The 20,774-nt window shown below is 72.3% G+C and carries 22 protein-coding genes; 10 read left to right on the top strand and 12 right to left on the bottom strand.

The window, feature by feature from the left end:
* Positions 1 to 68 precede the first annotated feature (68 nt).
* Positions 69 to 2,102 carry a heavy metal translocating P-type ATPase gene (locus ACFY9V_RS22820; RefSeq protein ID WP_391162610.1) on the bottom strand — a complete coding sequence of 678 codons (2,034 nt, stop codon included), beginning with the start codon at positions 2,100 to 2,102 and terminating at the stop codon, positions 69 to 71.
* Between the two features lie 94 nt (positions 2,103 to 2,196).
* On the opposite strand from ACFY9V_RS22820, the gene ACFY9V_RS22815 reads away from it, so the two are divergent.
* Positions 2,197 to 2,583, top strand: a complete 387-nt coding sequence (locus ACFY9V_RS22815; RefSeq protein ID WP_391162608.1) for a metalloregulator ArsR/SmtB family transcription factor — start codon at positions 2,197 to 2,199, stop codon at positions 2,581 to 2,583.
* A 53-nt stretch (positions 2,584 to 2,636) separates the two neighbouring features.
* Here the strand turns inward: ACFY9V_RS22815 and ACFY9V_RS22810 are convergent, their stop codons facing one another.
* Together ACFY9V_RS22810 and ACFY9V_RS22805 are read right to left on the bottom strand one after the other, a co-directional pair.
* A complete protein-coding gene (locus ACFY9V_RS22810; RefSeq protein ID WP_391162606.1) occupies positions 2,637 to 3,224 on the bottom strand; it encodes a DUF664 domain-containing protein in 588 nt (195 codons plus the stop codon).
* A gap of 31 nt (positions 3,225 to 3,255) precedes the next feature.
* Complete coding sequence (locus ACFY9V_RS22805) at positions 3,256 to 3,933, bottom strand: methyltransferase domain-containing protein (RefSeq protein ID WP_391162603.1); 678 nt, start codon at positions 3,931 to 3,933, stop codon at positions 3,256 to 3,258.
* Positions 3,934 to 3,935: 2 nt separating this feature from the next.
* Here ACFY9V_RS22805 and ACFY9V_RS22800 point away from each other — a divergent pair, with 2 nt between their 5' ends.
* Complete coding sequence (locus ACFY9V_RS22800; protein WP_391162601.1) at positions 3,936 to 4,268, top strand: hypothetical protein; 333 nt, start codon at positions 3,936 to 3,938, stop codon at positions 4,266 to 4,268.
* Between the two features lie 19 nt (positions 4,269 to 4,287).
* Here ACFY9V_RS22800 and ACFY9V_RS22795 read toward each other — a convergent pair whose 3' ends face one another.
* Positions 4,288 to 4,689: an ATP-binding protein gene (locus ACFY9V_RS22795; protein ID WP_355334838.1), complete on the bottom strand. Its 402-nt coding sequence runs from the start codon at positions 4,687 to 4,689 to the stop codon at positions 4,288 to 4,290.
* A gap of 406 nt (positions 4,690 to 5,095) precedes the next feature.
* Here ACFY9V_RS22795 and ACFY9V_RS22790 point away from each other — a divergent pair, with 406 nt between their 5' ends.
* Together ACFY9V_RS22790 and ACFY9V_RS22785 are read left to right on the top strand one after the other, a co-directional pair.
* Positions 5,096 to 5,587, top strand: coding sequence for a peptidylprolyl isomerase (locus ACFY9V_RS22790; protein ID WP_355334835.1), 492 nt, complete (start codon positions 5,096 to 5,098; stop codon positions 5,585 to 5,587).
* Positions 5,588 to 5,837: 250 nt separating this feature from the next.
* Complete coding sequence (locus ACFY9V_RS22785) at positions 5,838 to 6,872, top strand: alcohol dehydrogenase catalytic domain-containing protein (protein ID WP_391162599.1); 1,035 nt, start codon at positions 5,838 to 5,840, stop codon at positions 6,870 to 6,872.
* Between the two features lie 77 nt (positions 6,873 to 6,949).
* Here ACFY9V_RS22785 and ACFY9V_RS22780 read toward each other — a convergent pair whose 3' ends face one another.
* Positions 6,950 to 8,443 carry an MFS transporter gene (locus ACFY9V_RS22780; RefSeq protein ID WP_391162932.1) on the bottom strand — a complete coding sequence of 498 codons (1,494 nt, stop codon included), beginning with the start codon at positions 8,441 to 8,443 and terminating at the stop codon, positions 6,950 to 6,952.
* A 226-nt stretch (positions 8,444 to 8,669) separates the two neighbouring features.
* On the opposite strand from ACFY9V_RS22780, the gene ACFY9V_RS22775 reads away from it, so the two are divergent.
* On the top strand, positions 8,670 to 9,083 hold the full coding sequence (locus ACFY9V_RS22775; protein ID WP_391048211.1) for a MarR family transcriptional regulator: 414 nt from the start codon (positions 8,670 to 8,672) through the stop codon (positions 9,081 to 9,083).
* A gap of 43 nt (positions 9,084 to 9,126) precedes the next feature.
* Here the strand turns inward: ACFY9V_RS22775 and ACFY9V_RS22770 are convergent, their stop codons facing one another.
* Entirely contained in the window at positions 9,127 to 9,960 is an 834-nt protein-coding gene (locus ACFY9V_RS22770; RefSeq protein WP_391162597.1) for a phosphotransferase, read from the bottom strand.
* A 214-nt stretch (positions 9,961 to 10,174) separates the two neighbouring features.
* On the opposite strand from ACFY9V_RS22770, the gene ACFY9V_RS22765 reads away from it, so the two are divergent.
* From ACFY9V_RS22765 to ACFY9V_RS22750, 4 genes are all read left to right on the top strand, one after another.
* Positions 10,175 to 10,921: a DUF4232 domain-containing protein gene (locus tag ACFY9V_RS22765; RefSeq protein WP_391162595.1), complete on the top strand. Its 747-nt coding sequence runs from the start codon at positions 10,175 to 10,177 to the stop codon at positions 10,919 to 10,921.
* 3 nt (positions 10,922 to 10,924) lie between these two features.
* Positions 10,925 to 11,605: a class F sortase gene (locus ACFY9V_RS22760; protein WP_355334824.1), complete on the top strand. Its 681-nt coding sequence runs from the start codon at positions 10,925 to 10,927 to the stop codon at positions 11,603 to 11,605.
* A gap of 183 nt (positions 11,606 to 11,788) precedes the next feature.
* Positions 11,789 to 12,292, top strand: coding sequence for an RNA polymerase sigma factor (locus ACFY9V_RS22755; protein ID WP_355334821.1), 504 nt, complete (start codon positions 11,789 to 11,791; stop codon positions 12,290 to 12,292).
* Positions 12,276 to 13,130, top strand: coding sequence for a DUF4232 domain-containing protein (locus ACFY9V_RS22750; protein WP_391162592.1), 855 nt, complete (start codon positions 12,276 to 12,278; stop codon positions 13,128 to 13,130). The genes ACFY9V_RS22755 and ACFY9V_RS22750 overlap by 17 nt, the downstream gene beginning before the upstream one ends.
* 36 nt (positions 13,131 to 13,166) lie before the next feature.
* Here the strand turns inward: ACFY9V_RS22750 and ACFY9V_RS22745 are convergent, their stop codons facing one another.
* From ACFY9V_RS22745 to ACFY9V_RS22730, 4 genes are all read right to left on the bottom strand, one after another.
* Positions 13,167 to 13,439 (bottom strand): hypothetical protein, encoded by a 273-nt coding sequence (locus ACFY9V_RS22745; RefSeq protein WP_391047703.1) that lies wholly within the window; start codon positions 13,437 to 13,439, stop codon positions 13,167 to 13,169.
* Complete coding sequence (locus ACFY9V_RS22740) at positions 13,436 to 15,142, bottom strand: FAD-dependent oxidoreductase (RefSeq protein WP_391162590.1); 1,707 nt, start codon at positions 15,140 to 15,142, stop codon at positions 13,436 to 13,438. The genes ACFY9V_RS22745 and ACFY9V_RS22740 overlap by 4 nt, the downstream gene beginning before the upstream one ends.
* Complete coding sequence (locus tag ACFY9V_RS22735; RefSeq protein WP_391162588.1) at positions 15,139 to 15,795, bottom strand: ferric reductase-like transmembrane domain-containing protein; 657 nt, start codon at positions 15,793 to 15,795, stop codon at positions 15,139 to 15,141. The genes ACFY9V_RS22740 and ACFY9V_RS22735 overlap by 4 nt, the downstream gene beginning before the upstream one ends.
* Positions 15,796 to 16,274: 479 nt before the next feature.
* Entirely contained in the window at positions 16,275 to 16,910 is a 636-nt protein-coding gene (locus tag ACFY9V_RS22730; RefSeq protein ID WP_355334808.1) for a TetR family transcriptional regulator, read from the bottom strand.
* A 494-nt stretch (positions 16,911 to 17,404) separates the two neighbouring features.
* Here ACFY9V_RS22730 and ACFY9V_RS22725 point away from each other — a divergent pair, with 494 nt between their 5' ends.
* Positions 17,405 to 18,070 carry a response regulator transcription factor gene (locus ACFY9V_RS22725; RefSeq protein WP_355334806.1) on the top strand — a complete coding sequence of 222 codons (666 nt, stop codon included), beginning with the start codon at positions 17,405 to 17,407 and terminating at the stop codon, positions 18,068 to 18,070.
* Here ACFY9V_RS22725 and ACFY9V_RS22720 read toward each other — a convergent pair.
* Both ACFY9V_RS22720 and ACFY9V_RS22715 read right to left on the bottom strand, forming a co-directional pair.
* Complete coding sequence (locus tag ACFY9V_RS22720; protein WP_391162586.1) at positions 18,050 to 19,528, bottom strand: amino acid adenylation domain-containing protein; 1,479 nt, start codon at positions 19,526 to 19,528, stop codon at positions 18,050 to 18,052. The genes ACFY9V_RS22725 and ACFY9V_RS22720 overlap by 21 nt on opposite strands.
* A complete protein-coding gene (locus tag ACFY9V_RS22715) occupies positions 19,525 to 20,658 on the bottom strand; it encodes an acyl-CoA dehydrogenase family protein (protein WP_391162584.1) in 1,134 nt (377 codons plus the stop codon). Before ACFY9V_RS22715 ends, ACFY9V_RS22720 begins: the two co-directional genes overlap by 4 nt.
* Between the last annotated feature and the right edge of the window lie 116 nt (positions 20,659 to 20,774).

Here is a 20,774-nt window from a genome sequence, read left to right as displayed (position 1 = left end):
TGTGAAAGTGAGCGAGCGACGCTAACACACCCGCTGTCGGCAGAGCAGGCGCGCGGAGACCGCTCGCCTCACGGCTGGGTCCAGGCGGTGTCGCGCAGCAGCCGGAGGCCGTTGAGGGCGACGACGAGAGTGGAGCCCTCGTGGCCCGCGACCCCGAGCGGGAGCGGGAGAGTGGCGGTCAGGTCCCAGACGGCCAGGGCGGCGATGAAGACCGCGGCGATCGTCAGATTCTGGATCACCAGACGGTGGGCGGCGCGCGAGAGCTTCACGACGGCCGGGACGGTGGCCAACTCGTCGCGGATCACCACGGCGTCGGCGGTCTCCAGCGCGAGGTCGGACCCGGCCCTGCCCATGGCGACGCCGGTGTGTGCGGCGGCCAGCGCGGGCGCGTCGTTGACGCCGTCGCCGACGACCAGCACCTTGCGACCGCGTGCCTCCCACGCGCGTACGGCCGCTGCCTTGTCCTGCGGCAGCAGGCCGGCGCGTACGTCGGTGATGCCGACCTCTGCGGCCAACTGCCGGGCGGCCCGTACGTTGTCGCCGGTCAGCAGGACCGGGGGGAGGTCGGTCATACGGGCGAGGGCGGCGACGGTGGCGGCGGCGTCCGGGCGCAGCCGGTCCGCGATGCCCAGCACTCCCAGCGGCGTACCGTCGCGCAGCACCGCCACGGCCGTACGCCCGGCGGCCTCCACCTCCCGCACTGCCTCGCGCACCCCGTCCCGCAGCCCGCCCTGCGCCGCCTCGCCGGTCCCGAGGGGGAGGAGGCGGCCGGGGGAGCCGACCTGGACCGTGCGGCCGCCGACGGTGGCCGTGACGCCCTGGCCGGGGGCCGAGGTGAAGCCGTCGGCGGCGGACAGCGGAAGGCCGCGCTCGCGGGCCGCGTCCACCACCGCGCGGGCCAGCGGGTGTTCGCTCGGGTGCTCGGCCGACGCGGCGAGCCGGAGCAGGGCGTCCGCTTCGAGGCCGCTGCCGGGCAGCGGCCGGATGTCGGTGACGCGGGGCGTCCCCTCGGTGAGCGTGCCGGTCTTGTCCAGCGCGACGCTGTCGGTCTGCCCGAGGCGCTCCATCACGACGGCCGACTTGACGAGAACCCCGTGCCGGCCGGCGTTGGCCATCGCGGACAGCAGCGGCGGCATCGTGGACAGGACGACCGCGCAGGGAGAGGCCACGATCATGAACGTCATCGCGCGGAGGAGGGCCGGTTGGAGCGCCGCGCCGAAGGCCAGCGGGAGCGCGAAGACGGCGAGCGTGGCGACGACCATGCCGATCGAGTAGCGCTGCTCGACCTTCTCGATGAACAACTGGGTGGGGGCCTTGGTCTCGGCGGCCTCCTCGACCATCCGCACGATCCGGGCGATCACCGAGTCCGCCGGATCGCGCTCGACGCGTACGCGCAGGGACCCGGTGCCGTTGACGGTCCCGGCGAACACCTCGTCCCCGGCCTGCTTCACCACCGGCAGCGGCTCGCCGGTGATGGTGGCCTGGTCGACGTCGCCGGCGCCGTCCAGGACCACGCCGTCGGCGCCGACGCGCTCGCCGGGCCTGACGAGGATGACGTCCCCGACCGCCAGCCGCGCGGCCTCGACGCTCTCCTCGGTGACGACACCACCGTCGGCACCGAAACCACCGACACCACCGTCCGTGCCCTCCGGCCGGAGCCGGGTCGCGGTGGCGGGCGCGAGGTCGAGCAGTCCGCGTACGGAATCGGCGGTCCGCGCGGTCGCGACGGCCTCCAGGGCGCCGGAGGTGGCGAAGATGACGATCAGCAGCGCCCCGTCGAGTACCTGGCCGATCGCGGCGGCGCCGAGCGCCGCGACGACCATGAGCAGGTCCACGTCCAGCGTCCTGTCCCTGAGCGCCTTCAGGCCCTGCCAGCCCGGTTCCCAGCCGCCGGTGACGTAGGTGGCGGCGAACAGCGGACCCCATGACCAGGCGGGGGCGCCCAGCAGGTACGGGGGAAGCGCGAGCAGGAACAGGGCGAGCGCCGCGCACGCCCACCGTGCCTCCGGCAGTGCGAGGACGCGCGTGCGGCGGCGCGGAAGAGCCGGTCGCGGACGCCCCGCGGAGACCGGTGCGGGCCGCCGGTCCAGGACAGAAGGCATGACAAAACAACCCTTCACGGGCGGACGAGGTGACAGCCCCCACCGTACAGGAACATCTGAACAGGTCTTCAGTTGTCATCCGTATGATGGGGGCATGGGCCATGGAAACGACGCCGCCGGCACCGCCACCCCGCGCGAGCGTCTCGACGCGGTCGGCGCCGCCGACGTCGCCGCCACCCTCCAGGCGCTCGCCACGCCCTCGCGGCTGCACATCCTGGCCCGGCTCCAGGAGGGCCCCTGCGCGGTCGGCGACCTCGCCGACGCCGTGGGCATGGAAGCCTCCGCCTGTTCCCACCAACTGCGCCTGCTGCGCAACCTCGGCCTGGTCACCGGCGAACGCCACGGACGCTCGATCGTCTACGCCCTCTACGACAACCACGTCGCCGAACTGCTCGACCAGGCCCTCTACCACGTCGAGCACCTGCGCCTGGGCATCCGCGACCGCCCCGTGGACCTGCCGGAGGCGGTCGCGGCCGACTGAGGCCGCGCGCGTGCCGTGACGCCGGGCGGTCGGTGAACGACGGTCCTACCGCCTCACGCGTCGGCCTCCCGGGCCGCCCGCTCCAGGCGGTCACGGTGGTTCTCCCACCAGGCCGCGTCGCCCGGCGGCAGGCTGCCGTTGTTCTCGTTCATGCCCACCGCGCCGTCGGTGAGTTCGCGCAGGATGTCCGCGTGCCCCGCGTGCCGGTGGGTATCGGAGATCACCCGCACCACGGCGTGATGCAACGTCACCTCGTCCCGGCCGTCGGGCCACCACGGCACCCGGCCGGTCGCGTCCAGGGCCAGCGCGTCGATCGTCGCGTCCGCCTGGGCCCACGCCCGGTGGTAGAGGCCCACGATGTACTCGCGTGACTCGTCGGCGGCGGCCCACATGTCCGCGTTCGCCTCGGCCCCCGCGTCGAGCCAGGGCAACGGCTCGCCCGACGGCCGTCCGAAGGTGTCGCCGAGGTAGCCGAACTCCACGCTGGCCACATGCTTCACCAGGCCCAGCAGATTCGTGCCGGTCGGCGTCATCGGGCGGCGCACTTCGTACTCCGAGAGCCCTTCCAGCTTCCACAGCAGGGCGTCGCGCGCGGACTGGAGGTAGAAGCGCAGGTCGGTCTTGGCATCCGTAACGGTCATGCGGCCAGTCTCGCGCCCGCCCGACCACCGGTCACGCCGTTTGCGCCGTCGGTGCGGGGCCCGCGCCGGGCGGCGGTTCCGCGACGCCGACGAGGAACCCGGCCCTGGTACGGACGCTGACCGACCACTTCAGCGCGGTGAGGGCGTCGGTGAGCGTCCGGGCGTCGTGAAACACCTTGACGATGCGGTACCGACCGCCGTCGTCGGTCCTGCGCAGCGCCGCCGGGGTCGCATGGCCGGTGAGGACGTCCTCGTACGTCGCCGCGCCCGGGCCGTCGTCGACGAAGACGGCCCTGCCGCCCGGGGCGAGCGCGGCGGCGACGGTGCCCCAGAACCCGGGCAGCCGGGCGGGCGGGACGTGGGAGAGCCAGAAGGCGAAGAAGACCGTGTCGTAGCGGCGCGGCGGCTGCCACGCGAACACGTCGGCCTCGACGAACCGGACGGTGGAGGACGCGGTACGGGTACGGGCGATGGCCAGTACCTCGGCCGCCGCGTCGACCGCCGTCACCGACCGCGCCCGCGCCGCGAGCCTCGGGGTCCACTGGCCCGTCCCGCAGGCCAACTCCAGCACGTCCCCGGTGATGGGGAGTTCGTCGACCACCTCCAGCAGGTCCCGCAGCTCCTGGTACTGCGCGTAGGTCCGGTCGTACTCGCCCGCCCGCGCCCGGTAGTACGCCATCTGCTCCGCCACGAGGGCGTCGTCGTCCATGGGTGGGTCCTCTCGTCCGGTTCCCGCCGGAGCCGGGTGGGCTCCGCTCGTCGGCTGGTCTCCACCTGCACTGTCGACCTTCACCTCCGGTCAAGGTCAAGGGTCCCGGCATCAGCCACTCGCCGTGGCAGGGCCGCCACACCCTCGCCCGGCACGTCGCCGACCCCGTACGGGGGCGGCGGCGGGCGGCGCGGGACGCTCTGCGGCGGCGTCCCGTCAACTGGGCCATGAACGCCGAACTCGGCGCGGAAGGCCGCGCGGACCCACTGGACGGTCACATCGGCGAGCCGCGCGCCCACCTGGGGCGATTCGTGCACGCCGCGGCGGAGGTGTAGGCCGCCGCGCGCGCCGGGTTCAGTACAGCGGCAGGATGAGGGTGATCCGCTTGCCGCGCGGGGTGCCGTCGGGCGCGGGGTCGTGCGGGGTGACGGTCACCCGCAGGGCGAGCTGCTGGATCAGACGCCAGCCGAATCCGCCGCCCACGTAAGGGGCTTCGGTGCCCGGCGGGCGTTCGGTGAGGCGGGGGAGCGCGGGGCTCAGGTCGTCGATGCTCACCTCGACGCCGAGCGGTACGAGGCGGGCCTGGCAGTGGGTGATACCGCCGCCGTGCACGATGGCGTTGGTGGCGAGTTCCGAGGTGGCGAGCACCGCGTCGCCCATGGCTCTGGGATCGCACGGCTCGGGGTCGGCGGCCACGGTCTCCCGCACCAGAGCGCGTACGGCGGCGGCCGTGAAGGGGGCCCGAAGCGCTCGCATACCGGTGGGGGGCGTTTGCGTGGAGCGCTGCCCACCACCCGGCGGCGGCCTGTCAGCGGCCATCTGATCTCCAGGAATTCGACATCGGGTCGCAACGGACGGCGACGGTCCGGGGAGGTCGCCCGCGGTGCGCGGTGACACCTGCGGACGTTTTTCCCAGGTCTGTCGTCAACGGGGCGTCTTGCCGACGTGCCATGACCGAAACGCATCCGGCACAGTTCGGACCCGCGCAGTTTGCCACCGGTCGCACGGGCAAGGCGACGAGGTTGACCCGGTCGGCCTTCCTAGGGCCCCGGTCGCCCCCGGAGGCCCTGGGGCACCTCCGGTACGGCTGTGACCTGCGGATCTGCCGTGTTGGGCCGCTCTGGGCGCGGCGTCTCCCGCTGGGGATGCAAGGATGGTGCCCATGGACAACGTGTACTTCGACATCTCCATTGACGGCGCTCCGGCCGGTCGGATCGTCTTCCGTCTCTTCGACGACGTCGTGCCCGAGACGGCGCGGAACTTCCGTGAGCTGGCCACCGGCGAGCACGGCTTCGGCTACGCGGGCTCGGCGTTCCACCGGATCATCCCGTCCTTCATGCTCCAGGGCGGCGACTTCACCAGCGGCGACGGCCGCGGCGGCAAGAGCATCTACGGCAACAAGTTCGCGGATGAGAACTTCAAGCTCAAGCACGACCGCCCGTTCCTGCTGTCGATGGCGAACGCCGGGCCGAACTCCAACGGCTCGCAGTTCTTCGTCACCACCGTGGTCACCGACTGGCTCGACGGCAAGCACGTCGTCTTCGGCGAGGTCGTCGAGGGCGAGGAACTGGTCAAGCAGATCGAGGGCAAGGGCTCGCGCAGCGGCACGCCCTCCGCCAAGGTCGTCATCTCCGCATCCGGCACCGTCGCGTAAGCACCCCACCAGCGACCTCGTAGGCCCGAAGGCCCCCGGCGACCCGCCGGGGGCCTTCCGCGTTCGCTGAGCGGGGCGGGCGGGACCGGGGGAAAATCGAAGAGCCGGGAGCGGGGTCCCGGCGGTGGGACCGGGAACCGAAGCGGGGGAGCGAGAGCCGGAGAGAGGTCACCGAATGTCGACATCAGCAAGCCCTGAAGGGACGACGGCCACGACTCGGCCCGGGACGACAGCGGAGCCGCAGGCCGAGATGAAGGCGGTTCAGTACCGCACCGTGGGCGCCGCCCCCGAAGTGGTGACCGTCCCGCGCCCCGAGCCGGGCCCCGGCCAGGTGCTGCTCAAGGTCACGGCGGCCGGGGTGTGCCACTCCGACATCGCCGTCATGAGCTGGCCCGCCGAGTCCCTGCCCTTCGCGCTGCCGCTCACCCTCGGCCACGAGGGCGCGGGCACCGTCGCCGCGCTCGGCGAGGGCGTCGGCGGCCTGGAGCCGGGCGAGTCGGTCGCCGTCTACGGCCCGTGGGGCTGCGGCGGCTGCCTGATGTGCGCGCAGGGCAAGGAGAACTACTGTCTGCGCGCCGAGGAGCTGGGCATCCGCCCGCCCGGCCTCGGCGCGCCCGGCGCCATCGCCGAGTACATGATCGTCGACGACCCTCGGCACCTGGTGCCGCTCGGCGACCTCGACCCCGTCGCCTCGGTGCCGCTGACCGACGCGGGCCTCACGCCGTACCACGCGATCAAGACCTCGCTGCCGAAGCTGGTCCCCGGCAGCACCGCCGTCGTCATCGGCACCGGCGGCCTCGGCCACGTCGCCGTGCAGCTGCTGCGCGTGCTCAGCCCGGCCCGCGTCATCGCCCTCGACGTCAGCGAGGAGAAGCTGGAGCTGGCGCGCGCGGTCGGTGCCCACGAGACCGTCCTGTCCGACGCCGACGCGGCCGACCGGGTCCGCGCGCTGACCGACGGCGTCGGCGCCCAGGCCGTCTTCGACTTCGTGGGAGCCGCCCCCACGGTCGCCACCGCCACCGCGTGCGCCGCCGTCGAGTCCGACGTGACGATCGTCGGCATCGGCGGCGGCAGCGCCACGGTCGGCTTCGGCACCGTCGCCTACGACGCGGCCGTCCGCGCCCCCTACTGGGGCTCGCGCGCCGAGCTGATCGAGGTGCTCGACCTCGCCCGCTCCGGCGCGGTCGAGGTCCACGTCGAGACGTACTCCCTGGACGACGCTCCGCTCGCCTACGAGCGGCTGCACGCCGGGAAGATCAACGGCCGCGCGGTGATCCTGCCCTGAAGGTCGACCTCACGTTGAGCTTCTGGGACCTTCTGGGACCTCCTGAGATCTTCGGACCGGGTACGGCCGAGGACCGCTCAGACCGGCTCGTCCGCCGGCGCCGGTGCCGGGACCTTCGCCGTACCGCCGCCCGTGGCGCGCACGTGGCGCGCCGGGATGAACGCGGCGATGAACAGCGCCGCGACGGCCGCGCCGCAGGCGACGGCGAAGGCCACCCGGAAGCCGCTGAGCGAGGGCAGCGGCGCGCCGTGGTACGTGGTGGTCATGTGGGCGAGGATCACGCCGACGACCGCGCTGGACGACGAGGTGCCGATGGACCGCATCAGGGTGTTGAGCCCATTGGCGGCGGCGGTCTCCGCCAGCGGCACCGCGCCCATGATGAGCGCGGGCATGGCCGCGTAGGCGAGGGCGATCCCGCAGCCGATGACGGAGGCGACGACCACCACCTGCCACACGGCGTGGGTGAGGAACAGGCCGAGCCCGTAGCCGACCGCGACGACGGCCATGCCGATCATCAGGGACACGCGCGGGCCGCGGGCCGCCGAGATCCGCGCCGACAGCGGCGACACGGCCATCATCACCAGCCCGGACGGGGCCAGGCACAGACCGGCCACGAGCATGGACCGGCCGAGCCCGTACCCCGTCTCCTCGGGGAGCTGGAGGAGCTGGGGCAGGACCAGCGACATCGCGAAGAGCGAGAAACCGGCCATGACGGAGGCGATGTTGGTGAGCAGCACCTGCGGCCTGGCCGTCGTGCGCAGATCCACCAGCGGCGCGCTGGTGCGCAGTTCGAACATGCCCCAGCCGACGAGTACGACGACGGCCGCGGCCAGCAGTCCCAGCGTGGTGCCCGAGGCCCAGCCCCAGTCGCCGCCCTTGGAGATCGCCAGCAGCAGGCAGACCAGGCCCACGGACAGCCCGATCGCGCCCGGCACGTCGAACCGGCTCGGCGTGCGCACCGGGGACTCCGGCACGAGGAACAGGACCAGCGCCATCGCCGCCACGCCGAGCCCCGCGGAGGTGTAGAACAGCGCGTGCCAGTCGGCGTGCTGCGCGATCAGCGCGGCGCTGGGCAGGCCGAGCGCGCCGCCGATGCCCAGCGACGAGCTCATCAGCGCCATCGCGGAACCGAGCCGTTCCGCGGGCAGTTCGTCGCGCATGATGCTGATGCCCAGCGGGATGACGCCCGTCGCGCCGCCCTGGAGCGCCCGGCCCACGACCATCGGGACCAGCGACGAGGTGAAGGCGCAGACCAGCGAGCCGACGACCAGCAGACCGAGGCTGAGCAGCAGGACGCGGCGCTTGCCGTACATGTCGCCGAGCCGTCCGGTGACCGGGGTGGCGACCGCTCCGGCGAGCAGGGTCGCGGTGATCACCCATGAGGTGTCGGAGGCCGAGGCGTGCAGCAGGCCGGGCAGTTCGGGCAGCAGCGGGACGACCAGCGTCTGCATGAGGGCGACCACGATGCCCGCGAAGGCCAGCACGGCGACGACCGCGCCACTCGCGGGCCGGTGGACACCGGCGGTGTGACCGGCTGCCGGTATGCCGGTGCCGCTTGCTGAGTCGGACATGTCGTCGCCTTCGGTGGGGGTCGTCGGGCCGCGGGCCGTGGACGACGTGGGCAGGGAGATGTGCATGATACATAGGATGTGCGTCATGCACATTGCCCAGGTCGTGGGTACTCTCGGGAGGCGGGAGCACGGACGTCACGGCGCGCGCCCCGGGTTCGTACGTCCCACGTCGTGCGTCCATACGTCATGCGGAGGCGGTGTGCTGGAGCGGCTGGAGCGGGAACTGATGCTGGTGGCCCGCCACCATGTGCTGACGCGCCGGGACAGCTCGGCCGAGCGGCTGGACAAGTCCGCGTATCTGCTGCTCGCGCGCCTCGACTCGGAGGGCCCGATGTCCATCGGACAGCTCGCCGACGCCTTCGCGCTCGACACCTCGACGGTCAACCGGCAGACCGCCGCCCTCCTGAGGGCCGACCTCGCCGAGCGCGTCCCCGACCCCGACGGCGGCCTCGCCCGCAAGCTCCGCATCACCGAAGAGGGTGCCAAACGGCTCGCGGCCGACCGCGCGTTCTACATCGCGGGCATCGACAGCGTCCTGACCGACTGGTCGCCGCAGGACGTGGAACTCCTCAGCGACATGCTCGCCCGCTTCAACCGCAGCATCGAGTCCCGCGAAGGGCGGCAGTGGCCGCGGCCGTGAGACCGCGCTCGGCGGGCCGTCCACGCGAGGGCCGTACGGCCGGTCAGCCGAGCAGGGCCAGCAGACGGCCCGCCTGCCGCCGCGCCGTACCCGGCGGATTGCGCCGGGCGGCGGGATCTCCCGAGGCCAGGTCCTCGAAGGACAGCAGGAACAGCCACACCAGCGCGATCAGCCGTCGGCAGTCCCGCAGCCGTACGGTCTCCGCCGCCGTCAGCTCGACGTGCGACAGGAACGCCGTGACGTCCAGCGGGTGTTCCACCCAGCTCGCCACATGCTCGGTGATCTCCGCCAGTTCATAGGCGCGGTCGCTGCGGCCGGAGTCCTCGAAGTCCACGACCCGCACACGCGAGCCGTCCCAGAGGTAGTTGGCGAGATTGCCGTCACCGGGGCCGAAGACCGCGGGCACGGCGGTCTGTTCCGTACGGTCCAGGCCCGACGCGTCCAGCCAGGCGAGGCCCGCGTCGACAGCGGCCCCCACGGCCGCGTCCACCCGTCCCCGCACCCGCGGCGCCCAACCGCGCAGCCGCGCGCCGAGTTCCGCCGGGCCTTCCGGCCGTACGGGCACCCGCGCGAGGACGTCGGCGGGCAGCGCGCTGTGCAGCGCGTTCACCGTCCGCGCGAGACGCGTCAGCCGCTCGCCGTCCAACGGCGCGCCCCGGAGCGGCGCTCCGGGCAGCAGGGACATCGAGACCACAGGCCCCGCGTCGCCCAGGTCGCAGGAGTACGGCCGCGGCGCCAGCCCCGGCGCGTGCCGGTCGAGCAGCGTCAACGCCCGCCACTCGCGCACGGCGCGCTCGTGGGCCGCGGCCGGGAACCGCTTGGTCACGCCGCCGGCCGCGAACGTCACCGCGTGCGTGCCCCACTGATGCGCGCCCATGGCAACCGATCCTGCCAGGCCCGCCGTTGGACCCGCCGGGAGGCGGCGCGGGAAACGCCGTGCGCGAAGTGCCGCCGCTCGCCGCTCGATTGATTTGGCAATCTCTTTACAACCCGGCGCCACCCCGCGTCGTCTCTCCCCTGCGAATCCCCTTACGGCCCGGCCGGCGCTCGTTCCGGAGCGCGGCAGCCGGGGGGAGAAGGGAAGACCGGACATGCGCATGAGTTCACTCGCCGTCGGCGCCGCCGCGCTCTCGACCGCGGCCAGTTTCGCCGTACTCGGAGCGTCCCCGGCGACCGCCGTCGCCCCCGCGAGCGACACATCGAGCACTCCGATGTGCGCCACCTCCCAGCTCACCGCGTCCCTCGGCGGTGAGGACGCCGGAGCGGGCAACCTCTACCGCTACCTGGTGCTGACCAACCACAGCGGCACCACCTGTCACCTCACCGGATTCCCCGGCCTGTCGCTGCTCGACGCGAGCGGCAAGCAGATAGGCGCGCCCGCCACCCGCGAGCACAACGGCTACGCGGCGGTCGTGCTGCGCCCCGGCGGCAAGGTGAGCGACACCATCCACACCATCAACCACCAGGGCACCTGCCTGCCGACCTCCACGAGCCTGCGGATCTACCCGCCGGGGAACAAGGCGTCGCTGGTCTTCGCGGGGAAGATCACCAACTGCGACAACCAGTTCTCCGTCACCCCGCTCGTCGCGGGCACCAGCGGCAACCCCTCCAACTCCGCGCCCGCGCCGACGCCCACCACCACGTCCTCCGGCTCCGGCTCGCAGGTCACCGCCGTACCCAGCGGCGCCCCCGACACCGGCCTCGCCGAGACCGCGCACTCCTCGGGCACCCACGACAAGGACACCCTCGCGCTGGCCGGCGCCGGTGTGCTGGCCGTCGGCGCCCTCGGCCTGGTCACCGGGATGCGCCGCAGGTCGCACGGCCGGGCACAGGACTGACCGTTGCCGACCGTCACCTCCCTCAGCCGTTCCGTCCCGGTACGGGCCTGGTGCGTGCTCGCCGCCGCCGTACTGGTGCTGCTGAGCGGCTGCCAGTCCGACCCGCCCGCTCGGGCCACCCCGGGCGGGACGGAGCGGACACCGTCCGCCTCGGCGTCCGCGACCTCGACGCCGTCGTCCGGCGGCACGACCCCGGCGACCACCGGGGCCGTACCGCTGGCCCGCTCGGTCCCGGTCCGGCTGCGGATCGCGGCCATCGGCGTCGACACCCCGGTGATGTCACTGGGGCTCAACTCCGACGGCACCGTGGCCGTACCGCCGATCGAGGCGCGCTCGCCCGCGGGCTGGTACAGCGGCTCGCCGACGCCCGGCGTCACCGGACCCTCGGTGATCCTCGGCCACGTCACGGTCGGACAGTACGGCGACGGCGTCTTCCGCCACCTGTCCGAGCTCGCCGCCGGCGACCGGATCGAGATCGGCCTCAAGGACGGCGCCACGGCCGCCTTCACCGTCGACTCCGTCCAGACGGTCGCCAAAGCGCGATTTCCGACGGACCGCGTGTACGGGAACGTCGACCACCCCGCTCTGCGTCTCATCACCTGTGGCGGCACCCGGATCACCGGGAGCGGCTATCAGGACAACGTGATCGTCTACGCGTCCCTGTCCTCGGGAGCGGGAACCTGAACAGGACCCCGCACCCGTCCGCCGTCCGGACACCGACCGCTCGTACGCACCGGACCCGGTCCGCGCGTACGTCACCGGCACCGGCCCCGATCCGGGGCCGGCGCGGGGCGGGCGGCGCCGGGCGGCCCGGGAGGTCTGCCCCGGCGCCACCGGGGCAGACGACGATCACCACGAGGACGACGAGTGAGGAGAGCGGCCATCCGGTCCCAAGAGCGCGCGGCCGCCGAGCTGTTCGAGGCCGTCTATCCGCGCCTGGCGGGCTGGTGCCGCCGTCTGGTGGACGACGACGGGACCGCGCACGAGATCGCGTCCGAGGCCTTCACCCGGCTGTGGGCGCGCTGGACCAAGGTCGAGGAGCCCAGCGGATACCTCTATGTGACCGCGGCCAACCTGGTCAGGGACCACTGGCGCAGACTGGAGCGGGAGCGCCGCGCCATGCGCCGATTCACCACGGAGGAAGCCGTGAAGGAGCAGCAGGACAGCAGCGACCCCTCGGTGCGCATGCTCGTCCAGTCCCTCCCGGAGCGACTGCGCGACCCGGCACTGCTGTACTACTACGCGGACCTGCCCGTACAGCAGGTGGCCGCGCTGCTCGGCCGGAACGAGGGCACGGTCAAGGCCGACCTGCACGCGGCCCGCGAACTGCTGCGCGCCAGGCTGGGGGAACACCATGACCGGACTGTCTGACGACGGTCCCGGCGGGGAGCCCTTCGACCCGCTGGAGCCGCTGCTGCGCCCGCCCGCGGTCTATCTGCCGCCGCCCGCGGGCTCGTTCGAGCTGATCCGCCGCCGCGCGGCCAGGCGCCGCCGCTCCCGCGCGATGGTCGGCGGCACGCTCGCCGCCGCCGTCATCACCGGTGCCTTCTACGTCGCCGGCACGCTCAACAGGGACGACTCGCAGGAGGTCGTCCCCACACCGGCCAACAGCAGCGGGCCCGTCACCACGGCCCCCGGACCGACGACCCCGCCCGTCGTGCCGCCGCCCGCGCCCACCCCGACGCGGACCACGCCCACCAAGGGCCCGGGCGACGGTACGACCGTCACGTCCGAGCCGTCAGGGACCACCCCGCCCACCTCGCCGACCAGCACCAGCACCGGCACCGATTCCGCCGCCACACCGCTGTGCACGGCCGCGCAGCTCACCGCCTCCCTCGGCGACGGCGACGCGGGCGCGGGCAACCTCTACCGCTACCTGTTGCTCACCAACCACAGCGATGCGGTCTGCCATGTCACCGGCTTCCCCGGCCTGTCGCTGCTGGACGCGAACGGCAAGCAGATCGGCGCCCCCGCCACGTACCAGAATCTCCCGCACGGGCCCGTCGTGCTGCGGCCCGGCGAGTCCGCGAGCGACACCATCCACACCGTCAACCAGCAGGGGACCTGCCTGCCGACCTCCACGAGCCTGCGGATCTACCCGCCGGGCAGCAGGGCGTCGCTGGTCTTCCCGGGGAAGATCACCAACTGTGACAACGAGTTCGTGGTCACCCCCTTCACCGCGGGCACGACGGGCAACCCGCCGTCCTGACGGGGACGGCGGGGGTCGGTCCGCCCCGGCGCCGGCTCAGTGCACGTCCGGCGGGCTGGAGGTCGCGGGCGGCATCGAGTAGGTGGGGGACGCGGGGGAACCCGAGCGGACGCCCGGCGGTTTGCTGGGCGGCATCGGCGCCGCGGTGATCAGCACCCTGCCGTACGCCGCCATCGCCGCCGCCATCACGAGCAGGATCATCAGCCAGCGCAGGTGCAGCCGGGCGGGGACGCTGAGCAGCCACGACAGCATCCCGCCGGACAGCAGCAGCCCGGAACGACTCCTGCGGTTGACGCCGCGACGGCTCATCGGCGCCCCCTCCCGCCGGTGGGCCGGGTATGGGGCAGAGTGCGTCCGATCTGGTCGCGGTAGCGCAGGAGTTCCAGCGGCATGTCGAAGGCGACGGCCGCCACGATCTGCGGACCGTACGCCGTCTGCCGGGAGTAGCGGACGAGGAAGCGGTCGGAGCGCATCGAGCCCGCCATGACCTCGGTGTCCGTGCCGAGCGCGGGGATGCCCACCGCCTGGATCCGGATGCCGTGCTGTTCCGACCAGAAGCGCGGCACCGGAGTGAAGCGCGCCGCGCGTCCGGGGCCGCGCAGCAACGAGTCGGCGGCGTGCTGCCCCATCTCCACGGCGTGGATGAGGTGTTCGACCCGGCGCGGCTCGGTGTCGAACCGCGGGTTCGGCCAGCGGGCCACGTCCCCGGCCGCCACCACATGCGGCGTGGTCCTGCCCCACTGGTCCACCGCGTGGCAGGTCGGCCCGCAGAGCACGCCGTCGGAGATCTCCAGACCGCTGCCCCGCAGCCACTCGGTACGGGGCTGCCCGCCGAGACCGAGCACCACGAAGTCGCAGTCGAGGACCGCGCCGTCGTCGAGCCGCAGCCGCAGCCCGTCGCCGTGGTCCTGCCAGTCGGTGATCTTCGTGCCGAGGCGGACGTCGACACCCGCGCGGCGCTGGAGCGAGCCGACCACCGCGCCGACCCTGGTGCCGAGCACCCGGCGCAGCAGCGGCGCGCTGTGGACGACCAGCGTCACGTCCATCCCGTTCTCCCGCGCGGTGCAGGCGAGTTCGCAGCCGATGAAGCCGCCGCCGAGGATCACCACCCGACGGGCGCGCGCCGTGTGCATCGCCCGCCGTATCGCCGCCGCGTCCTCGATCGTGCGGACGGTACGGACCCGGTCGCTGAACACCGGCGCCTCGGGCAGCCGCTTGGCGTCCACACCGGTCGCCACCACCAGCCCGTCGAACGGCAGATACTCCCCGCCGCGCAGTTCGATCGCGGACTTCGCCAGGTCCAGCCCCGTCATCCGGGTGTCGAGCAGCCAGTGCGCGTCCAGCGCCGCGTCCGCCCGGAAGGGCAACTGCTGTTCGGCGAGCCGGCCCGACAGATACTGCTTGGACAGCGGCGGACGGCTGTACGGCCGGTGCGGCTCCTCGCCGACCATCACCAACTCCCCGTCGAAACCGCGCTCCCTGAGTCGGGTCGCGGCGCTCAGCCCGGCGAGCCCGGCGCCCGCGACGACGATCCGCCGCAGGCTCGCCCGCGCCGCGGAGCCGCTGCGCAGCGGCCTCGCCGCCCGCCGCCCGATCGCGGCGGGACCGCCGGACGGGCTCTGCCCGCCGTGGACGGTGATGGCCTGCATCGGGCAACACCGCACCGCCTGGCGGGCCTTGGCCGCGTAGTCGGCGGGTACGCTGCGCGTGTAGTGCAGCGAACCGCTCTCGGCGATCCGGAAGACCTCGGGCGCCTCCTGCTGGCAGATGCCGTAGATGTGGCACCGGTTGTTGTCGACGCTGATCCGTACCGGCTCCGCCTCGGGCACCAGTACGGGCCTGGCGGGCGCGAACGACTCGGCGGCGATGGGGGCTTGGGGGAGCGGCGGCGCGGTGCGCGCGGGCGGGCGGCCCTGGTGGACGACGACCGGTGTGGTGGGCCGTGCGGCGGGGGACTGACCCGGTGGCCAGGGCGCCGGGGGGACACGGCCCGGGGGAGGCGGCTGGATCATTCGGCGGCTCCCGGCCTGCCGAGGTAGGTGCGCTGTCTGAGCCGGGAGCGGGACGGGAAGGCGCGGATCAGGAAGGCCAGCAACACCGTGCCCGCCCCGGTGGCGATGCCGACCGACACCAGATTCAGATGGCGCGGCTCCGGGTGCACCAGGAAGACGTGCAGCCAGATCAACCCAAAGGCCACATAAGCGAACTGATGAGTCCGCAGCCAGCGGTGGTAGCCCAGTCTGCGCTGGAGCCACACCGAACATCCCACGGCGATGGCCAGTTCGGTGCCGAGGATGCCGAAGCCCACCGGGAGCCGCTGCACACCGCCGGTGAACGGCACGGTCAGCTCACGGCCGCCGATCCGCCAGACCGGTTGGTAGAGAAAGGTCGCGCCGTGCACGACACCGAAGATCATCGCCGAGAGCGCCAGCGTCATGTGCGCGCCGTAGAAGGTGGCCCGGTGGACCGCGTGCTGCAGGAATCTCAGCCGCAGCAGCACACCGAGGACGACGGTGGCCACCATCAGCACATACGCGATCAGAGCCGCGAGTCTCGCGATCTTGTGGACGCCCATGTCGTAGGGCAACTGCTTGTCGTACGCGTCCAGCGGGGAACCGGGGATGGGAGCGGCGGCGGAAGTGCCGCGCGCCAGGAGCAACCCCACCGTGAAAAGCACCAATACCGAGAAAAGCACCAGCAGAAGACGGGAAGCACCGCTGAGCGCGGGGGCCTTATTACGGCTGTCGAATGCCGCGACCGTGACCATATCCTGTGACTCCTCGTATCGACGCGACTGCGACACGCGCAGGGCGAAGACCTGGGGCGATACCCGGAGTCGAGCTGTCCCGTTACCATTTTGTGCATTCGCCGATGAATGCGGCAAAGGTGTTCGGGGCAGGCTTCTCTTCGGGCCCTTTCCCCTGAAGGACACGCTGCTTGGCGGCAGACGCTACACCAAGATTCGCGCGCGGTCGATGCATGGCCAACGGGCCCCGGGCCGACTCGATATGGCGCTAAATCACCATTGTGACGGCGAATCACCGGCCCGGATCGCGTAGCTCGCGTAAAGGCTTTGCGCGGCGACGGTGAATCACGAACCGGTGTACTGCGCGGCGAATGGTGAAGGACCGGGCCGGGCGCGGCTCAGCCCGCGCCGCCAGGACGGTCGGCCGTGCGGGGGAGCGGCAGGTCGCCGGTGAGGGAATTCTGGATCACCGGCGCGTACACGGCGATCAGCGACGGCGTGCTCGCGGATGCCAGCGGCTCGACGCGGATGATGTAGCGGGCCATGACCAGACCGATGAGCTGAGAGCCCAACAGGGCGGAGCGCAAAGCGCGTTGTGGCTCGGCCAGTGCCTGGGCCAGCGGGCCGAGCACTTCGCGGCCGAGGAATTCCCGCAGGATCCCGGCGGCCGTCTCGTGCGAGACCGCCGACCGGATCACCGCCAGCAGCGCGTCGTGCCGCTCGGCCGACTCCCACAGGCCGAGGACCGTCGTCAGCAGCCGCTCGCCCGAGGTGGCGGGATCCCCGGCGAGCACCGGCAGCAACTCCATCGGGCGCACCGCCTCGTGGACGGCGGCGGCGAACACCCCTTCCTTGGACCGGAAGAAGTGGTGCACGAGCGCCGCGTCGACCTTCGCTTCGCGGGCGATGCCGCGCACCGTCGTCCGCTCGTAGCCGTACTCGGCGAATTTCAGCCGCGCCGCCCGCAGGATCGCCTCTCTGCTGCCGCTGCGGCCCGGCCGTCGGCCGGGCCGTCCGGTGACCGCCTCTCCCATGACCGCCGCCCTGTCACGCAAATTCACCGTTCGGTGATTTATGAGAGTAGCCTCGGCGGGGTGAAACGCCAACCACCCGCCGGCCGTGCGCCGGCCACCGCCCGCGCCGCGGGCGCGGACCGCGTGCGGACCGGGCGCCGGTCCGGTCCGGCGCCGACGCGGCCCGGCCGCCCGCCGGGCGCTCGACACGCCTCGCCGAACCCGGAAGAATTACCCGCGAGGGTCGCTTGAAACCTCTTTGGGGCGCAAACGGGCGACCTGTCCGCGAGGGGAGTTTATCGGCGCGCCGTGACCTGTGCGGCGGCTCGGGGCATTGCCCGAAAGGGCTATAGATTTAACTTTCAATCATAACGAGCTCAAATGTTCCATGTTGATGCTGGTCAGGCGTGCGTGCTAGAGTCGAAATAACGTGCTGTTTGCTGAAGGTCGGGGGCTCGATGCTTCAGGATGGGATCACGAGAGTTCTTCTCGTCGACTCCAGAGCGGTTTCCCGTGTGGGACTCAGTGTCCTGCTGAGCAGGGAAACCGATCTGGAAGTCGTGGGCGAGGTTGCCGATATTCGGCACGCTCTGCCCTGCGTGGCAAGGTTGTCTCCGCATGTGGTGATCATCGACGCGCTGGATGTGGCGCCGGATGTTCCGCATGCCATCCAGCAGCTCATCGTCGGCGGCGCCGACGGCTGCCCTAAGATATTAGCCCTGGTCCAGAGCCTGGAGCAGTGCGCTCAGCACTGGCAGGCGGCCGGTGCCAGGGGTGTGCTCGACAGTCAGGCGAGTCCGGAGCGGATCATCGCCGCCGTCCGGATGGTCGCCGCCGGTTACCGACTGGTGATTCCCACCGTCGGCGCCGCCACTGCCGCCGCCACCGCGGCGGCCATCACGCCGGAACCGCCGCAAGCGGAAACATCGGAGACCGATCTGGTGTCCAGTGGAATAACCCGGCGTGAGCGCGACGTGCTCCAGCTCATCATCCGCGGCTATTCGAACGCGGAAATATCAGAAGCACTTTTTCTGAGTGAGAGCACCGTGAAATCACACGTTCAGCGCATGCTGGACAAGCTGGCTCTGCGCAATCGAGTACACGCCGTTATATATGCTTATGAAAAAGGAATTGTCAGAGCCGGCGGCAATTTAGAATCTTTAGTCGGTACCAGTATGTGACACCATTTTCGCGACCTGGGAACGGTCTTTCTTGCCGTTCCCGGTTCGGGGTATCTCGTCGAAAAGGCTGAGGCTGTCGACGAGCATGTAGGTGGGGAGCCGTTCGGCGCTCCACCGCTTGAGCGCGAGCAGGCCCGGAGCGCTGTCCGGGGCCGGGACCACCACGGCGTGCAGCCGTGCCGTGAGCCCGGTCCCGAGCACGACCACGGCCACGTCCCTGACCTGCGGGTGCAGGCTCAGGACGCTCTCGATCTCGCCCAGTTCCACCCGGTGACCGCGGATCTTCACCATGTGGTCGCGGCGCCCCAGGTACTCCAGCATGCCCGCGTCGTCGTACCGCACGAGGTCGCCGGTCGCGTACGGGCCGCTCTGCGGCGGATGGCCCCAGTACCCGAGCATCACCGTGGGGCCCGAGACCAGCAGCTCCCGCCCCGCCTGGCCCGCGACCTCGGGGCCCAGCTCCAGGGTGTCGCCCGAGCAGACCGCGCCGATCGGCAGGGCGCCCGCGCGGTCGAGATCGGCGGCGCAGACCTCGTACGACGTACAGACATTCGTCTCGGTCGGGCCGTACCAGTTGAGCAGCCTGACGTCCTGCCAGGCCGCGCGCAGCCGCCGCACATGGGCGATCGGGAACGCCTCGCCCGCGAAGACGCAGGCCCGCAGCGCGCGCGGCGGCGGCCCGTCCAGCAGCCCGCCCTTGGTGATCATCAAGGTGAGCGCCGACGGCACCGAGTACCAGACGGTGATCGCGTGCTCGTCCATGAAGCGGACGAGCTGGGCCGGCGCGTAGGCCAGCGCCTCGGGCACCAGATGGACGCTGGCGCCCGCCAGGAACGCCGCGTAGAGGTCGAAGACCGACAGGTCGAAATTGAACGGCGCGTGGTTGGAGAGCCGGTCCGAGGGGACCAGCCGCAGATCGGCCGCCGCCCACCGCACGAACGCCAGCGCGTTGAGGTGGCTCAGGCACACACCCTTGGGCTCACCGGTCGAACCCGACGTGAACAGGATGTATGCCGGATCGTGCTCCGAGCCCTCGACCGGCGACGGTACGGGCTGGCCCTCGCCCGTCGCCAGCAGGTCCGCGAAGGTACGGCAGGGCGCCGCGTCCCAGCCCGCGTCGGCCGCCGCGTCCGCGCCGTCCTCGTCGGTCACCACCAGCGCGGGGGCGCAGGCCGTGACGATCCGCGCCAGCCGCGACGGCGGGTTCGAGGACGCCACCGGTACGTAGACCGCGCCGCCGCGCAGGCACGCCTGCATCAGCGCCACGACGTGCAGGCTCTTCGCGCTCCACAGCACGACCCGGTCGCCCGGCCGCACCCCGCTCGCGGCCAGCGCCGCGCCGTAACGCGCCGCGAGCGCGTCCAGTTCGCCGTAGGTCAGCCGTCCGTCGACGGCGTCGACCGCGAGGGAATCCGGCGCCCTGCGGGCGGCGGCGGTGACGAATTCGTGCAGCCTCACAGTCCCAGCTCCTTCGCGACGAGCTCCTTCTGGATCTCCGAGGTACCGGAGAACAGCACGCTCGGCACCGCGTCCCGCAGCGCCGCCTCCATACCCGACTCCGACCGGTATCCGCGACCGCCGAGAATCCGTACGGCGTCCAGCGCGCTCTGCACCGCGGCCTCGGAGACGGCGAGCTTCGACAGCGCCACCGGCAGGGTCGCCCTGCCGCCGCGGTCCATCTCCCAACAGGCCCGGTAGAGCAGGAGTCTGGCGCTCTCCAGCCGCAGCTTCATGTCCACGATGCGGTGCGAGACCGCCTGGAAGCCGGAAATGCGACGGCCGAACTGCCGCCGCTCGCGGGCGAATCGGACGCACTCCTCGACCAGGCGGTCCATCAGGCCCAGATAGCCCGCGAAGAGGCAGGCGCGCTCCCAGCCCATGGACGTCTGGAAGATCGTCGCGCCCATCCCCTCGACGCCCAGCACCTGGTCGTCGGGGACGAAGCACTCCTGGAAGGTCACCGTGCCCGCCAGGCAGGAGGACAGACCCATCTTCTCGAAGGGCTCACCGCGCAGCACCCCGGGGGCGTCGGCCGGCACGACGAAGGCGGTCTGGCCGAGGTGTCCCGAGTCGGGGTCGCTGGTCGCGTACGTGACCAGGACGTCGGCGGCCGGGCCGTTGCTGACGAAGCTCTTCTCGCCGTCCAGGACGAATCCGCCGGGCACTTCGGTCGCCGTCACCCGCAGCCGCGAGACGTCGGAGCCGGACTCCGGCTCCGTCATGGCGTTGCCCGCGATCATCCGGCCGGACGCCAGCTCCGGCAGGAAGCGCTTCTTGAGGTCCGCGCTGCCGAACTCCGCGATCGGCACGGCGCAGGCGAAGAGGTGGGCGCTGGCCGCGAAGACCAGCCCGGTGTCGTGGCAGCCGCGGCCCACGGCCTCGATGACCCGCGCGGTGTCGAGCGCGCCGAGGCCGTCCCCGCCGTACTCGGCGGGAAGACAGGCGCCCAGGGCGCCGATCCGGCCGAGTTCCCGCCAGTCGGACCGTTCACCGGGGCGCCGCGGACGGTCCGCGGGGAACGCGTCGGCGGCCCGGCGGACGGTCTCCTCGTACCGCGCGGTCTGCTCGGTGCTCCAACTGAAGTCCACGCTGGCTCCTGCATCGGGAGGGGGGAGGGAAAGACGGAAGGCGGGGTGCTGCGCTCAGGGCGGGGGCTCGGGGCTCAGGGCTGGGGCTCGGGGCCGAGGGCCCCGCGCTCAGGGCT

Source organism: Streptomyces sp. NPDC008317 (assembly GCF_042955955.1).
In the GTDB taxonomy this organism is placed as follows: Bacteria; Actinomycetota; Actinomycetes; order Streptomycetales; family Streptomycetaceae; genus Actinacidiphila.
Note: the sequence above shows the minus strand (reverse complement) of the source record. Positions and strands in the feature narration are given on the sequence as shown.